Consider the following 13,532-nt stretch of genomic DNA (forward strand, 5'->3'; position numbering starts at 1 on the left):
AAAGGACGGCGAGACATCGCTCGAAACCAGTCGGTGGAGACACCGGTACCGTACGAACGCTCGACGCGCGAAACGATGGATCGACGCACTCTGGAACGAGCACATTAATCCGCTTTGTCTGCCATGGATTGGAGGGAGACCCTACCGCACTTCCGGCAATGATGGTGTGCCTCTGAAGTAACTCCAGCTGATGGAAAGCCGGAAGAGACTAGAAAGGCCCGCACCGTCGTTGCTTCGTATGTCCTCGCATTTTCCGGTTGGCCGGAATAGCGACTGGAGGGGTTAGTTCCAGGTACCTTACCGATAACCTCACCTTAGGGATAAATCCCAGTTCGAGGGTCGGCGGACACACACGGGCACGTGCGACTTTGGGCTGAGCAGGAGATAAGAAATGTCCTTGTCATAATCAAGAGAATTTTTGAGGCCGCACGGAAGTTTTTTCGCGGTTTCTGCGGCAGCTATTGAACGAAGCGTGCGCTTTGTTCACAATCCGGCAACTTTGCGAGGGGAATGGGACGAGAATGGACACGCTGACGCGCATCAGAGCCTTCATCGACGTGGTGGAAGCAGAGGGTTTTTCCGCTGCCGCCCGCAAGACGGGCCGCTCAAAGGCACTTTTGTCCAAGTATGTCCGGGAGTTGGAGGATGAACTCGGCGCCCTCCTGCTCAATCGCACCACCCGGCAGTTCTCGCTGACCGAAGCCGGCCACACCTATTTTCGCACCGCCGCTGACATCCTGAAGGAGATCGACAACCTTGCAGACCTGGTGCGCGAGAACAATGCCGACCTCAAGGGCAAGCTCAAGGTCACCGTTCCCCGCACCTTCATCGATGCCGATGTCGGGCAGTCGCTGATCGATTTCGCCAGGGAGAACCCGCAGCTCTCGCTCGAAATCGTCGCGGAAGACCGATTCGTCGACCTGATCGAGGAGGGCTTCGACCTCGGCATCCGAATCACCAAGCTTGACGATTCCGGCATGATCGCCCGCAAGCTCTCCGACTTCCGCGTCTATGCCTGCGCGACACCCGCCTTCATCGCGGAAAACGGCCCGCTGGTGCATCCGAGCGAGTTGTCACGCATCCCCTTCCTGATCGATACCAATTCACGCTCCCACAACAGCCTGCGCTTCATGGAGGCGGATGGCGACATGATCTCGGTCAACGTTTCGGGCCCCATCGAGGTCAACAGCCCGCTGGCGACCCTGCGCGCTGCACGGGCCGGAATGGGCGTCGCCATGATCCCCGACTTCATTGCCCGCCCCTATCTGGCGTCGGGCGAACTGGTCTCGCTCTTCGACGACTTCATCGCCAAGGACCGCGGCATCTACGCCGTCTATCCGCACCGCCGTTACCTGCCGGCCAAGGTCCGCGCCTTCGTCGACTACCTTCACGCATGGTTCAAGCGCTACTCCTGAGCCGTGAGCGCCACATCGGGTCCCACTTTTGTCCCATTCATCGGACAGGGAGAGACCTCAAGCGGGAAATCGGGAAGGGTTTTGGGAGCATGCTGAAGAGGCTCGGTTACTGGGCGGCCGCAACGGTCACAGCCTTTGCCACACCGGCACTTTCCCATCCGCATATCTTCGCCGAGGCCCGGCTCGAGATCGTAGCGGCCGATGACGGCACGCTGAAGGAACTGCGCAATGTCTGGCGCTTCGACGACATCTTCTCCTCAAGCGTTCTCATGGACTTCGACAAGAACAGCGACCTGAAGCTCGACCACAGCGAGTTGAACGAAATCGCCAATACGATCCGCGATTCGCTGGGCGATTACAGCTATTTCACCTTCATCACCAAGGATGGCGCCACCTCCGAAATCGCGAAACCCGAGGTCTTCAACGTCGACTTCAAGGACAATCAGCTCCTGGTCTTCTTCGTCGCAAAGCCAAAGACGCCGGTCGTGATCGGCGGGCGGATGAATTTCGGCGTCTACGATCCGACGCTCTACACGGCGATCGACTTCGCCAAGGACGAGGACATGGTGGTCGAGGGCAAGGCCTTCGCGGCCTGCACCCACAAGGTCGTCCGCCCCGATCCGGACGAGGTCATCGCCCAGAACCAGCTCAACCTCACCGAGGCTTTCTTCAGCGACCCGACCGGCAATGACATGGGCAAGCTGTTTGCCACCCGGATGGAGGTCACATGCTGACGACGGCCGGCCGCTTGCGCATTTCGGGTCTCATTGCCGCGACACTGGCGCTTGTGCTTCTCGCAGGCCTCGCCCATGCCGCCTCCCCGCTTGGCATCGGCACGGCCGAACCCAGCTACCAGCCCTCGGGCGGCCCCTTCGCCGAATTGCTGGTCTGGATCAACGCCCACCAGCAGACCTTCTACCGATCGCTCACCGAAGCGCTGAAGGCCATGCGCGAGGATCCCGCAAGTCTCGTCACGCTGGTCGGCCTCTCTTTCTTGTACGGGATTTTCCACGCCGCCGGCCCCGGCCATGGCAAAGCGGTCATCTCATCCTATCTGCTCGCCAATGAAATCGAGCTGCGCCGCGGCATCCTGATTTCCTTCGTCTCGGCATTCCTGCAGGGTCTCGTCGCGATCGCGGTCGTCGGCACTGCCTATGTCGTGCTGCGCGGCACCGCGATCAGCATGACGGATGCGACGCGAACGCTGGAGATTGCGAGCTACGCGATGATCGTCGCCTTCGGCCTGTGGCTGCTGGTGCGCAAGCTGAAGGCCTCCTTCGCACAAACGAATCGGGTGACTGCGGCGACGGGCAGCCTGTTCGAGAGTGCCGACACGTCATCCGGCGGCAGCGTCACGGCCTCGCTGTTTGCTGGTCCGACCGAGACCACCTCGACTGGCGAGACGACCGGCTCACGCTTCCGCGCCCTGGCGGTCGCCCATGATCACGATGCGCTGGCTCCAGGGTCTGTCTGCCACGAATGCGGCATCGCCCACCTGCCCGATCCGAGCCTCGTCGGCGGCAGCGCTTTCAGCCTTCGGGACGCCTGGTCGGCCGTCATCGCGGTCGGAATGCGTCCCTGCTCCGGCGCACTTCTGGTGATGACCTTCTCGCTGCTGAACGGCTTGCTGCTCGGCGGCGTGCTGTCGGTTTTCGCCATGGCACTCGGCACCGCGATCACCGTTTCGATTCTCGCCAGCCTTGCGGTCGGCGCCAAGGGCATTGCGCTGAAACTCTCCGGTCCTGGATCGCGCCGCGCAGGCGTCGTCGCAAGCTCGATCGAAGTCGGCGCAGCACTGCTCGTTATCCTGCTCGGCGCCCTTCTTCTCGCAGCCAGCCTGAACGGCTGAGAGAAATCAGCTCTGGTCCCCGTCCCGGCTGCGCTGATAGCGTGAGCGGAGCCACAGGATCAGAAACATCGCCATCAGGGCGACGCCACCCACGAAGGCACCGAGTTCGGGCGAGTAGCGCCCCAGCCAGAGCACAACGGTCGGAACGATCAGCATCAGGCCGAAGATCACGGCAACAACGACAGCAGCCTGCGCTGCCGGCGAGCGCGTCGTGCTCGACGTTTCCTCGGACCGCGCGACCTTCTTCGGTTCCGGCAATTTGCTGAAGGCGTAGACCACGACCCCGATCGCCACGCAGATGCCGACCGACCAGGCGACCGTCGCGCTCTGGAAGCTCGCATAGGCAAGTGCGGCAACGGTGATTGCCGTGCCGACATAAAGGATGATGCTGAAGATGTTCGGCTTCACGATTTGCTTTCCTATCAGGTCTCTGAGGCCGCGAGCTCGGCCCGCAGATCCTCCAGCCGACGCCGTTGGCGGCCGGCCTCGTCGAAATTCTCAGGCGAAAGCCAGGCCTCGAAGGCGGCTCGGATCAATGGCCACTCACTGTCGATCATCGAGAACCAGGCGGTGTCGCGATTTCGGCCTTTCGACAGCATGTGCTGGCGGAACACGCCTTCGAAGCTGAAGCCGTAGCGCTTCGCCGTCACCTTGCTCGGCTCGTTCTCGTTGTGGCACTTCCATTCGTAGCGGCGATAGCCGAGATCGTCGAAGACGTGCCGGGCCAGAAGATAATGCGCCTCGGTCGAAAGCGGCGAACGGCTCATGGCAGGACCATGCGCCACACCACCGATTTCCACGACGCCATTGGCCGGATCGGGTCGCATGTAGTTTGCCATGCCGACGATCTTGCCCGTCGCCTTATCTCGGAAGACCTCCGTGACCCAGCCACCTTTCTGGACGGCCGCCAACCAGGCCTCGAAATCCTCGATGCCGTTGAAATCGGGCTGAGTGAAGTAGGTGAGCAGCGCATTGATCGCAATCCCGCCGAGACCGCTCCAGAGCGGTGCGAGATGCGCGGCTCGATCATAGGGCTCGACCACGACGAAACGCCCCTCCAGCCTGACAGGCTGGGGTGACGGACATCCCTTGAAGGTCGACAGGTCACGCATGAAAACGCCTCGGGCGAAATAATGGCCCGAGGCTTAGGGCACACAGCCGACAAAGGCAACCATCCGGGCAGTCGCGAGCCCGGACCGGATGCCGCAGCAAAACGTCAGAGGCTGATCTTCGCGGAGGCAACGGTCGCCTCGATATGATCGACCAGCGCATCCGGGAGACCCAAGCGCCCAGCCAGCATGTCGAGGTAACCGCGCTCCGTGCGGGTATCAGGCTCGATGGTCAAACGCGAAGCGGTGTAGATCTCTACCCTCTGCTCCTCGGTCTTGGCCGAAGCAACGAGTGCATCGAGATCGATCGGCTTGGCAAGCTCGGCCTCAATGAAGGCTTCCGCTTCTGCACCGAGGCCGGAGAGATGGATCTTGTCCATGATCCGCGAGCGCTCGCTGGCATCGATATGGCCATCGGCCTTGGCGGCAGCGATCATCGCCCGCACCAGTGACAGGGCGAAATCATTCGAGATGGCCTGGGGCTCGGTGCTGAAGGGCGAATCTTGCGGCGGCGGCAGAAGTTCCGGCAAGGCCTGTGTCGGCTCGGGTTTCTGACCCGTCTGATAATTCTTGTAGGCCTGGTAGCCGAGACCGGCAATCACGGCGAGGCCGCCGAGCTTAAGCGCGTTGCCGCCGAGCGATCGACCGGTCTTCGTGCCGAGCAGCACGGCAGCAAGCGCGCCGCTCTTCCAGGGGTTGGCCTTCGCCATACCGAGGATATCGTTCCCCTTCTGGCCGATCGAGCCGGATGCTCCCGGCATCTGCGATCCGAGGAATTGATCCAGCAGCTTCTTGGCGTCAAACATCGCGGTCTCCTTGTTAAAACGGTCGCCCCCTAGATAGGAAGCGACCGTGACATTACAAAGAGCCTGCTGGACACGCTGATGAAGAAATCAACCCTTAAGCGCGGACGCTTCGCTGGCAAGCTTGGTGATGCCAGCCCAGTCGCCGGCCGAAACCAGTTCCTTCGGCGCAACCCAGGAGCCGCCGACACAGACGACGTTCGGCAGCGAAAGGTAGTCCATGGCGTTCTTCAGCGAGATACCGCCGGTCGGGCAGAACAGCGTTCCGGCGAGCGGCGAGGACAGGGCCTTGAGATAGGCGGCACCGCCAGCCTGCTCGGCGGGGAAGAACTTCAGGACCTTGTAGCCCTCTTCGCGCAGCGCCATCACTTCCGAAGCGGTGGCCGCGCCCGGCAGAAGCGGAATGTCGGAGCTCCGTGCCACGTCGAGCAGTTCCTGCGTCGTGCCGGGGCTGACGATGAACTGCGAGCCAGCATCGACGGCTGCGGCATAATGGGCGGCGTTGAGGATGGTACCGGCACCAACGACGGCGCCTTCGACTTCCTGAGCCACGAGCCGGACGGCTTCAAGTGCAGCATCGGTCCGGAGCGTGATTTCGATCGCCTTCAACCCGCCTGCGACAAGAGCACGCGCCAACGGCACCGCCGTCTTGGCATCCTCAACGATCAAAACCGGCACGACCGGCTGAAGCTTCAAGGTGGAGAGGAGCTTTTCGGTTTTGTCGCCCATGGCAGAACCCTCTTTTTAAAACGATTAGATCGGGTTTTCACTAACCCGCGCCGACCGGATTGTCGAGACCGACAGCTAGCACGGAATCTTTCCAGTTTCCTAACACGGCCGCCTCCGCTATGGTCCACCGGCGTAATTGTTTTCGGAGCGTGAGCGTATGGCGAAGGAAATCGAACGCAAGTTTCTTGTGCGGGACGATGCCTGGAAGGGCGGCGTAACGTCCGAGACCCAGATCAGGCAGGCCTATATCTGCGCCGAAAGCGACCGCTCGGTCCGCATCCGCACCAAGAACGATGCGACCGCCCAGGTCACGATCAAATTCGGCAGCAACCTCCGGGTCCGCGACGAATTCGAATACCCCATCCCCATAGACGACGCCCGCGAAATGATCGGCATTGCCGATGGCCATGTGATCGACAAGACACGCTACACGGTCGATTTTGCCGGCTTCACCTGGGAAGTCGACGTCTTCGCCGGCAATCACCGCGGCCTCGTCATTGCCGAAGTCGAGATGCAGTCGGAGACCGATGATCCCAAGCTGCCCGCATGGCTTGGCCGTGAGGTGACGGGAGACAAGCGGTATTCCAACCAGTCCCTCGCGACCCAGCGAAGCCGCCCGGGGCTGGTGCATGCCCTATAGGATCAGCCCGGACGCCGGACTGGAGACAGAAGTCAGGCGGATCGCCCGCGAACAGCTGGAGCGCGCCATCGCGGCTCTGGAGACCAGACCCGACGGTTTGCACGTGGCGATCCATGAGGCCCGCAAGAAGTTCAAAAGGGTCCGAAACCTCTACCGTCTCGTCGCCTCCGCCGACAGGACATTCCGGCGCCAGGAGAATGCCCGCATTAGCGACACCGCCCGCGGCCTCTCTCTTGTGCGTGACGCGACAGCCCTGATCGAAACCGTCGACCACCTTTCCGAGCACACCCTGACCGATGACGAAGCCGAGACTCTGGATGCGGCTCGCACCGTCCTCGTCCTGAGGCGCGACGACATTGCCTCTTCCGAGACGGATCTCGAGGACAAGGTTCGGCACGCGATCGATCAGTGCCACGCAGCTCATGCAGCGCTCGATGCACTCGAACTTCCCTCGAGACCGGGACACGCGGCGCGCCTTCTGGCCAGAGGCTGGCGCAAGGGTTTGCAGCGTGCGGCGGAGGCACTGGAGTTTTGCGAAGGACAAGGCCATGGCGAGGCCTATCACGACCTGCGCAAGGCGGCCCAGGCCTATTGGATGAACCTCTCGCTGATGCGGGAACTCTGGCCGAGTGCCTTTGCCGCCAAACGCCGGGACGGCAAGAGACTTGTCGACCTGCTTGGCCATGAACACGATTTGACGGTGTTGACGGCCCTGCTCGACCATGAGCCCGAGATCTTCGGTAATGGTGAAGGTCAGTCCTTCCTGCTGGCGATCATCATCCGCCGCCAGCAGGACCTGCGCCGCGAAGCTGTGGCACTTGCCGGTCAGGTCTTCGCCGACCCCGCCAAAGTCGAGGCCGGTGTCATCGAGACCCTCTGGCTCCGGGCAACGGCCTAGGCGCTGCCGATGCGCACCTGACGATCGCAGGTCTTCTCGATCAGGGCTGCGTCGTGGCTGACAAGCAGAACCGCGCAGTTCCGCTCTCGCGCCAGTTCCGTCAAGAGATCGATGGTCTCCTGCTGGGTGATCAGATCGAGACGCGAAGTCGGCTCATCGGCAAACAGGAAGACAGGATCGAGCAGCAGCACGCGCAGAAGAGCAAAGCGTTGCAGTTCGCCACCGGACACCTCCGTCGGGAGGCGCGTCAGAAGCACCTGGGAGAGGCGCAGCCGTTCCATCAGAGGCTGGACGCGCGCGCCATCGAGCCGATGCAGCCGCACCAGATCGGCGATCGCCTCGCCGAGCGTGGTCTTCTGCGGAAAGGCAGAGGGCGGATCCTGATAGAGCTTCTGGTAGCGAACGGCAGACGCCTGCGGCAGGCGGGTGACCTCGCCGGCATCGGGTGTCAACAGCCCAAGCAGAACGTCTCCGAGGGAGCTCTTGCCCGATCCGCTCGACCCAGTGATCCCGACGATCTCGCCGGGACGAAGCGCGATTTCCTGTCCGTCAAACAGCAGCTTGCCGCCACGCGCCTTCTTCAGGCCGGAGGCGATCAGGATCGGGTCCGCATCGTCACGAACTGCCGAAGCACGTTGCGCCCAGTTCTCCGGTTCGGCGGCGATCAGCCGCTGCGTATAGCAGTGCGAGGGCGATGTCAGCACGTCTGCCGCCTCGCCCACTTCGATGATCTTGCCCTCCAGCATGACGGCGAGATCGCCGCCCATCTGCCGGGCGAGCGCGAGGTCATGGGTGATGGTGAGCACCGTGCCCCCCGCTTGCACCTCCTGCATCAGAAGCGCGATCACCTCGTCCCGGCGGGCAACATCGAGCCCCTTGGTCGGCTCGTCAGCGATGATGATCCGGGCGCCACCGGCGCGCGCGGCGGCAAAGGCGACGCGCTGCGCCATGCCGCCTGAAAGCTGTCCGGGAAGCTTCGCCTCGGCATCGAGCACGCCCAGCGCTTCGAGATCGGTGCGAGCAGCGGAGATGGACTCGTCTTCCCCGAGACGACCGAGATAGCGATGCCCCTCGGCCACCTGGTCGAGCGCCAACATGGTCGGATCAAGCGCCAGCCAGGGCTCCTGCGGCAGCACGCCGACCTTGCGGCCCCAGAGCGGCCGGAACCGTTTCGGCTCGGCCAGCGACAGGACCTGCCCGTCGATGGTCACAGAACCAGTGGCTACCAGCCCCTCCGGCAAAATCCCGATGATCGCCTGGGCGAGCAGGCTCTTGCCCGAGCCGGTTTCGCCGAGGATGGTGAAGGGCCGTCCGGCCTTGAGGGAAAATGAGACCGGGGCAACGATCTCGCCGGTCACGGCAGAGACGGCCGCGGCTTCGACCGACAGAAGAATGGTCATGGCTTGTCCTTTCCGCCGATCAGCTGCAGGGCGAGCACCATCAGGAAGATCACGGCAATCGGCTGCAACAGCGCATGTGGCACTTCCTGATAGTAGGGAAGCAGTTCGATCATCATCGATCCGAGCTCCGGGGTCGGCGGACGGACGCCGACGCTGACGAAGCCGAGCGCCGCGATCGCCATGATCGCAGAGGCAGCACCATAGGCGGCCACCGTCAAAATCATCGGCGCAAGCTCCGGCCAGAGATGCCGGCGCAGGATATAGGCGGGACCGAAGCCGAGCAGACGCGAGGCCTCCACCGCTGGTGACAGCAAGAGCGGTCGCGCCATGGCCCGCGTCAGGCGGAAGTATTCGACCCACAGGACCAGCGAGATGCCGACATAAAGCATCGCCGGATTATCAGGCACGATCGCCGTCAGCATCAGCACCAGAAGCAGCCCCGGAAGTGCGAGGAACGCCTCCGACACCGCTCCCACGGCGCTATCGGCAAAACCGCCGCGCCAGGCGGCGAGCACGCCGAGCAACACGCCGGGGATCATCGCGGTGAACACCGACAGAAGCGCCAGTCCGAGCGACAGGCGCAAGGCACCCGCAAGCCGCGCCTGCATGGAGCGGCCGAGATGGTCGTAGCCGAACCAGTCAACAGTGCTCGGCCCTTGCAGGCTGTAGCGCAGCGTCTGTTTCAGCGGATCGGCGCCACCGATCAGAAGCGGCAGAAAGGCGAAAGCCAGCAATCCGCCAAGGATCGCCACACCGGCGAGCCGGCGCAGCGGCCAGCGCGCCGGGCGCGGCGCCACATAATCAAACGTGGTCATGCGCTGCGCCTCCTCGGATCGATACCATGGCAGAAGAGATCGACCAGCGCGTTGAGCGCGACGAACATCAGCCCCATGACAAGCGCCGTGCCCTGGATCATCGGCACATCCCGCCCGAAGATCGCATGCACCAGCGCATGGCCGATGCCCGGCCAGGCAAACAGCGTCTCGACCACCACGACGCCTTCGACGAGATAGACGAACTGCACGCCGAGATAGGTGACGATGGGGACGGCAACATTGCGCAATCCATGCCGCGAAAACACCTGCCACTCGGAGAGCCCCTTCGTGCGGCCGAAGCTGTAGTAAGGCGAGCGCGAAACCGCGACCATGGCATCCCGCGCCACCCGGTTGGAGACGGCCGCAAGACCGAGCGCCAGCGTCAGTGCCGGGAGCACGAGGTGCGCACCATGGGTGTGGCCTGCCACGGGCAGCAGATTGAAGGTGATCCCGAAGATGATGATCAGGACCAGGCCGACAACGAACTGCGGCAGGGCACGCAGCCCCGTCGACACCAGCATCAGTGTGCGGTCGAGCACCCCGCCGGGCCTGAGACCCGCGAGAATGCCAAGCGGCGGCCCGATGAACAACGACAGGACGATCGCGGCCAGCGCCAGTTGGACCGTGTGGCCGAGCTGAATGCCGATTTCCTCGATGACCGGTTTGCCGCTGATGAGCGATGTGCCGAGATCAAGGCGCATGAGGTCGGCCATCCAGTCGAAGAGTGCCAGGATGGCCGGTTTGGCGAGATCGAGCTCGGCCGCAACCTTGGCAGCGGCCGCACTGTCGACGACATCATAGCCATAGCGGCCCGCAGCAATCCGGTAGGCGAGGTCGCCCGGAAGCGACCGTGTCATCACAAAGCAGATGATACCCACCATGAAGGCCACCAGAGCCGCCTGGATCAGGCGGTTCAGGATCGCCCTGATCATTTCGCCCACCGCATGGTTTCAAGACCAAACGTCCGCTCGAAGGGGTCGATCGTGGCGCCCTCAAGTTTCGGCGAGAAGGCCACCGTTTGCTGATACCAGGCGATTGGAATGACCGGCAGATCAGCCTGGATAGCGGCCACGGCCTGGTGGCGCAGCGTTTCGCCTTCAGCGGGATCCGCAACGCGGGTCAGATCATCCAGCGCCTTTTCGAAGCCGGCATTCGTCCAGTTCATCGCACCCCAGTCACCACCACCAGGGCCGTAGTCCGAAAGCATGGTGCCGATCGGATCGGGAACCAGCGCGAAGTTACGCGCCATCAGCGCCAGTTCCAGCGAGCCGTCCTGATGTTTGGCCGGAATCTCGGAGGAATTGGTCGAGTTGATGGTGAGAGCAACGCCGATTTCCTTCAACTGGTCCTGCAGGACGGCGGCGATCAACGGCAGTTCCGGGCGGTCCGGATAGGTGGTCAGCGTCAGAGCAAACGGCTTGCCGTCCTTGACCAGAATGCCGTCGTCACCCGCCGTCCAGCCGAGTTCTGCGAGCAGCGCCTTGGCCTTGTCGACATCATAGCCGAGCGGTGCCAGATCGGCGTCGTGCCAGATCTTCAAGCTCGGCGGGAAAAGCTGGGTCGCAGCCGCCGGATAGCGCAGGATGGCGACTGCAAGGCCTTCCCGGTCGATGGCCAAGCTCAACGCCTCGCGCGCCTTGACGTCGGCGAGGAAAGGATGACCGGCATTGACCTTAAGCAGAACGCTGCGCGGGATCGAGACAGACTGCAGCACGACCTTGTCGCTCTTCGAAAGCCGTGTGCGGCTGGCAGGATCGAGGTTGAAGACATAGTCGGCGTCACCGCTCTCGGCCATCAGCGCGCGGGTCTCGGCGCGGCTGACCGAAAGATAGGTCGCCTTCTCGATTTCGGGCCTATTGCCCCAGTAGTCGGCAAAGCGCTCGACGGCGAGGCTCTGCGGCGGCTCGATCTTCGTCAGCTTGAACGGTCCCGTTCCGATAATCGCCTTGACGTCAGCGCCTTCATAAGAGGCCGGTGCCAGGATCTGGGCACGGCTCTCGGCAAGGAAGGCAAGCAGCGGCACAAAAGGCTTCGTCAGCGAGACGACGACCGTGCCCTCCCCTTCGGCCTTGATGTCGGCAATCGGCGCCTTGCTCAGAAGTCCGGCCTTGTCCTTGGCAGTCCGGAGCGCAGAGGCGACTGCCTCCGCCGTCAGTGCGGTGCCGTCCTGGAACCTGACGCCCGACTGCAGCTCGAAGCGCCAGCTCAGGCCGTCGTCGCTGACCGTCCAGCTCTTCGCCAATGCTGGCACCGGATTGCCATCCTTGTCCGCCTCGACCAGGGTCTCGACGATCCCCATGCGCAGGAAGATATCGCCTGACTTGGACGGATCGAGACCGCCGATTTCAAAGGGCGCGACGATGTCGACGACACCGTCGTTCGCGATGGTGGGCGCCGCACCGGCGAGCAGAAGCGCGAGTGAGGCTGCGAAGATATTCCTGAACATTAGGATCACCTATAATGTTATAAAGTTACAATCCTCTACTCAAAGCTTTTCGCGCTGTCCAGTGCTGCAACGCACCAACGCACAATCGGCGATCGACTTGACGATTTTCAAACTTGCCCGGGCGAACGGAAATCCGTTGCGCAGCAGGGGCCGAGGGGGTATTTCGCAGACCATGACCGAACACACTTCAGCTCCCCGCCCTGAGACAACCGGCGCCTTTTGCGTCGCCGCCCTCTATCACTTTGCCAAGTTCCCGCGCTTCGAAAGCTTCCAGGAGCCACTCGAGACCCTTTGCAAAACAGAAGGCGTCAAGGGTACTCTGCTGATTGCCCATGAAGGCATCAACGGCACCATCGCCGGCACAGACGTCGCGATCGCCAAGGTGCTTGCCTACATTCGTAGTCAGCAGGAATTCTCGAACCTGGAGCACAAGGAAAGCCGGGCCTCCAAGATGCCCTTCCTGCGCATGAAGGTTCGGCTGAAAAAGGAAATCGTCACCATGGGCGTCGAGGACATCGACCCCAACGAGATCGGCGGCACCTATGTCGATCCGAAGGACTGGAACGATCTGATCTCAGATCCCGAGACCATCGTCATCGACACCCGCAACGACTACGAGACGGCCATCGGCATCTTCCGCGGCGCCGTCGACCCGAACACCAAGACTTTTCGCGAGTTTCCCGACTGGGTGAAGAACAATCCCGGTCTGCACAACAAGCCGAAAATTGCCATGTATTGCACCGGCGGCATCCGTTGCGAAAAGGCGACGGCTTTCATGAAGCAACAGGGCTTCGACGAGGTCTACCACCTCAAGGGCGGCATCCTGAAATATCTGGAGGAAGTGCCGGAAGAACAGAGCCTCTGGGACGGCGCCTGCTTCGTCTTTGACGAGCGGGTCTCCGTGACCCATGGCCTTAAAGAAGGCGATCACAGGCTCTGCCATGCCTGCCGCAACCCCATCACGGCAGAGGAACTGACCCATCCGCATTACGAGGAAGGTGTCTCCTGCAGCCATTGCTATCCCGAACGCAGCGAGGCCGACCGCGACCGCTATCGCCAGCGCCAATTGCAGATCGCGCTCGCACGGAAGCGTGGCGAAAAGCACATCGGCGGCTGAAAGCCGCCGATGGAATGCTTGGCCTGATCAGCCGGAGATCGTATCTCCGCGCTTCCAGCCTTTGCGGCCCCAGTTTCTGAGCCGCATGCGCGGTGCGACCACCAACGCGAAGAAGGGTGCAGCGGCAAAGGCGGCGATGACGACCAGCGGCAGCAGGACCTTGGCGTGAGCAGCCAAAGCCGGGATCGACAGCACGAGAATGGCGCCGACTCCGAAGATCACGGCATTGATCATCATGCTGCAGACGATTTTAAGCCAGGTATCTGTGGTGAACATGGAATGTCTCCTTTCTGAAAGGAGAAGGCGCAAGA

The 13,532-nt window shown here is 62.4% G+C and carries 15 protein-coding genes; 6 read left to right on the forward strand and 9 right to left on the reverse strand.

What is annotated here, in order from left to right; translation table 11 throughout:
• The first annotated feature begins 521 nt into the window (after positions 1 to 521).
• The 3 genes from GH983_RS14635 to GH983_RS14645 all read left to right on the forward strand — a co-directional run bounded on the left by GH983_RS14635 (position 522) and on the right by GH983_RS14645 (position 3,264).
• Complete coding sequence (locus GH983_RS14635) at positions 522 to 1,415, forward strand: LysR family transcriptional regulator (protein ID WP_054148168.1); 894 nt, start codon at positions 522 to 524, stop codon at positions 1,413 to 1,415.
• A gap of 89 nt (positions 1,416 to 1,504) precedes the next feature.
• Positions 1,505 to 2,149, forward strand: a complete 645-nt coding sequence (locus tag GH983_RS14640) for a DUF1007 family protein (protein ID WP_054148167.1) — start codon at positions 1,505 to 1,507, stop codon at positions 2,147 to 2,149.
• Complete coding sequence (locus GH983_RS14645) at positions 2,143 to 3,264, forward strand: nickel/cobalt transporter (protein WP_069043405.1); 1,122 nt, start codon at positions 2,143 to 2,145, stop codon at positions 3,262 to 3,264. Before GH983_RS14640 ends, GH983_RS14645 begins: the two co-directional genes overlap by 7 nt.
• A gap of 6 nt (positions 3,265 to 3,270) precedes the next feature.
• On the opposite strand, the gene GH983_RS24330 is transcribed toward GH983_RS14645, so the two are convergent.
• The 4 genes from GH983_RS24330 to GH983_RS14665 form a co-directional block, all read right to left on the reverse strand.
• A complete protein-coding gene (locus tag GH983_RS24330) occupies positions 3,271 to 3,672 on the reverse strand; it encodes a hypothetical protein (protein WP_236759285.1) in 402 nt (133 codons plus the stop codon).
• A 14-nt stretch (positions 3,673 to 3,686) separates the two neighbouring features.
• The gene (locus tag GH983_RS14655; RefSeq protein WP_069043404.1) at positions 3,687 to 4,376 is read right to left on the reverse strand and encodes a GNAT family N-acetyltransferase; all 690 of its coding nucleotides are present in this window, start codon (positions 4,374 to 4,376) and stop codon (positions 3,687 to 3,689) included.
• A gap of 104 nt (positions 4,377 to 4,480) precedes the next feature.
• Complete coding sequence (locus GH983_RS14660) at positions 4,481 to 5,179, reverse strand: tellurite resistance TerB family protein (RefSeq protein ID WP_153762779.1); 699 nt, start codon at positions 5,177 to 5,179, stop codon at positions 4,481 to 4,483.
• Between the two features lie 87 nt (positions 5,180 to 5,266).
• Complete coding sequence (locus GH983_RS14665; protein ID WP_069043402.1) at positions 5,267 to 5,905, reverse strand: 2-dehydro-3-deoxy-phosphogluconate aldolase; 639 nt, start codon at positions 5,903 to 5,905, stop codon at positions 5,267 to 5,269.
• A 157-nt stretch (positions 5,906 to 6,062) separates the two neighbouring features.
• Here GH983_RS14665 and GH983_RS14670 point away from each other — a divergent pair, with 157 nt between their 5' ends.
• Both GH983_RS14670 and GH983_RS14675 read left to right on the forward strand, forming a co-directional pair.
• The gene (locus GH983_RS14670; protein ID WP_054148162.1) at positions 6,063 to 6,545 is read left to right on the forward strand and encodes a CYTH domain-containing protein; all 483 of its coding nucleotides are present in this window, start codon (positions 6,063 to 6,065) and stop codon (positions 6,543 to 6,545) included.
• Positions 6,535 to 7,443, forward strand: a complete 909-nt coding sequence (locus GH983_RS14675; protein ID WP_153762780.1) for a CHAD domain-containing protein — start codon at positions 6,535 to 6,537, stop codon at positions 7,441 to 7,443. Before GH983_RS14670 ends, GH983_RS14675 begins: the two co-directional genes overlap by 11 nt.
• On the opposite strand, the gene GH983_RS14680 is transcribed toward GH983_RS14675, so the two are convergent.
• Genes GH983_RS14680 through GH983_RS14695 form a run of 4 tightly spaced genes read right to left on the reverse strand, consistent with a single transcriptional unit; the run spans position 7,440 to position 12,104 of the window.
• Positions 7,440 to 8,843, reverse strand: a complete 1,404-nt coding sequence (locus GH983_RS14680; RefSeq protein ID WP_153762781.1) for an ABC transporter ATP-binding protein — start codon at positions 8,841 to 8,843, stop codon at positions 7,440 to 7,442. The two genes, GH983_RS14675 and GH983_RS14680, sit on opposite strands and share 4 nt — an antisense overlap.
• Complete coding sequence (locus tag GH983_RS14685; protein ID WP_194842723.1) at positions 8,840 to 9,658, reverse strand: ABC transporter permease; 819 nt, start codon at positions 9,656 to 9,658, stop codon at positions 8,840 to 8,842. Before GH983_RS14685 ends, GH983_RS14680 begins: the two co-directional genes overlap by 4 nt.
• On the reverse strand, positions 9,655 to 10,590 hold the full coding sequence (locus GH983_RS14690) for an ABC transporter permease (protein ID WP_153762782.1): 936 nt from the start codon (positions 10,588 to 10,590) through the stop codon (positions 9,655 to 9,657). The genes GH983_RS14685 and GH983_RS14690 overlap by 4 nt, the downstream gene beginning before the upstream one ends.
• Positions 10,587 to 12,104 (reverse strand): ABC transporter substrate-binding protein, encoded by a 1,518-nt coding sequence (locus GH983_RS14695; protein ID WP_153762783.1) that lies wholly within the window; start codon positions 12,102 to 12,104, stop codon positions 10,587 to 10,589. Before GH983_RS14695 ends, GH983_RS14690 begins: the two co-directional genes overlap by 4 nt.
• 172 nt (positions 12,105 to 12,276) lie before the next feature.
• On the opposite strand from GH983_RS14695, the gene GH983_RS14700 reads away from it, so the two are divergent.
• The gene (locus tag GH983_RS14700) at positions 12,277 to 13,221 is read left to right on the forward strand and encodes a rhodanese-related sulfurtransferase (protein WP_153762784.1); all 945 of its coding nucleotides are present in this window, start codon (positions 12,277 to 12,279) and stop codon (positions 13,219 to 13,221) included.
• Between the two features lie 27 nt (positions 13,222 to 13,248).
• On the opposite strand, the gene GH983_RS14705 is transcribed toward GH983_RS14700, so the two are convergent.
• Positions 13,249 to 13,497 (reverse strand): hypothetical protein, encoded by a 249-nt coding sequence (locus tag GH983_RS14705; protein ID WP_194842724.1) that lies wholly within the window; start codon positions 13,495 to 13,497, stop codon positions 13,249 to 13,251.
• Between the last annotated feature and the right edge of the window lie 35 nt (positions 13,498 to 13,532).

The sequence above is a fragment of the Agrobacterium sp. MA01 genome (genome assembly GCF_009650195.1).
GTDB lineage: Bacteria > Pseudomonadota > Alphaproteobacteria > Rhizobiales > Rhizobiaceae > Allorhizobium.